The organism is Peribacillus sp. P4_C12, from assembly GCF_056402095.1.
On the sequence record NZ_JBFUIB010000675.1, the window covers coordinates 1 to 1,699 of the forward strand.

At 35.5% G+C, this 1,699-nt stretch carries 1 protein-coding gene and 1 other RNA gene; both read right to left on the reverse strand.

Annotated elements, in window-relative coordinates; genetic code table 11:
- On the reverse strand, window positions 1-914 hold a 914-nt coding region (locus AC1DUW_RS27865), incomplete at its 3' end, for an MFS transporter (RefSeq protein ID WP_477644060.1).
- Between the two features lie 406 nt (window positions 915-1,320).
- Window positions 1,321-1,508: non-coding RNA, 6S RNA (ssrS, locus tag AC1DUW_RS27870), on the reverse strand.
- Between the last annotated feature and the right edge of the window lie 191 nt (window positions 1,509-1,699).

Below are 1,699 nucleotides of genomic sequence, written 5' to 3' on the forward strand. Positions count from 1 at the left end.
AGAGTACCTACGATAGCTCCACCTTGAAGAACGATTAAGAAACCTAGACTTGAATTCAAAGCATACCCCGCTTCAATCATTAGCTTTGGTAGCCATGTATTCAACCCATATACCATCARTAGACACATGAAAAAGGCAACCCAGAACATCAAAGTACTTAAAGCGCGGGAATTTTTAAACAATCCGACAATCGGCAGTTTCTCATCTGATTTTTTCACTTCTACAATTTCGTCATGTATGGTGAAATTGCTATCAGGACTGACTTTGGATAATACTCTGATTAATTCCTCTTTTCTATTAATTCTAATGAGATGTGTGGAGGTTTCTGGTAAATGTTTCATCATGATTGGTAGAAATAGTAAAGGTATGCCGGCAAACCAGAATATGGACTCCCAGCCTAATGAAGGCATAAGTAGGATACCTAGTATCGGTGCAAGCATCCCCCCGAATGAATAGCCGCATAATACAATCGAAACGACCATGCTTCTCATTGTTTTCGGTGCGTAATCCGTCAATAAAGCGATGACGTTCGGCATGATGCCTCCCAGTCCTAACCCCGCTAAAAATCGAAAAGTAGAAAATATGGTAGGTGTACTCGCAAATCCACATAGCAATGTAAATAAACTAAATAAAATCAATGAAATGGCAATGACGTTTTTTCTTCCAATCCGATCCGCTAATGTCCCAAAAAAGATGGCACCGAACATCATACCGAATAGACCATAGCTACCCATTGCTCCCGCTTCCACTGAAGTTAGATTCCATTCCTCTGTTAACACTGGGACAACCGTTCCATAAACGACAAGGTCGTACCCATCAAAAAGGATGATAATGAAACACCATGCCAACAAACCGAAATGAAAGCGGTTAAATTTACTGTTACTAATTACCTCTGTCGTGTTAATACTAGCCATAAAAATTTCCCCTCTCTAGGTGACTACCAAAAATCCACATGATAGCGCTTACGGAATTTCTAATTAAAAAGGATAACTCTTCACTAACTTTATACAAATAGTGAACCGAGTTATCTAATTGTTATTATAATAGGCAATTATCTGATATTTCAATAAAAATTTTCACAAATTAGTCATAAACATCAAAACACCAAAGCATAAGCCATCTTGAAAAATAAAGAATTCATGAGTGTAATGGAGAATTAAGATGATTTCGTTTGAAATCGTTTCCAAGTTACCTGTATTAAAAATTTTTTTCACACTATAATACAACAACTATTTATTATAGATATGTTATTCAATAGCTCAACAGGATAAAAAAACAGAAAAAACCAGTCCCTTATCGGAACTGGTTACTAATTTTAAAGATAGAGCCGCCATTGCCGTATTCACGTAAGAAAGTTTTAAACCACCACTCCTCAAAGTGGGTGTTTGCAGAAAMAATCCTGTTGTCCAAGTCAGTGACGAGGCATAACATTCCTGTTTCGATGTAAAACTCCCTATTACAGCTTAAAGGTTAAAACTTAATTATCATTACGAACAACGCAGCTTGTATAGTTATAATACATAAATTCATTCTCTCTTGCAAGACTAATAATTCCCAAGTAACAAATTTTTTTGTATTTCGTTAGTCATTGATTGCAATGAGACTCTAATAGTGGGTTCTTTAATCCTTCCATTAAAGACTAACTATGTAAAGACATTAATTTTTTCAAAAAAGTATAATATGTTATGTAACAAACATT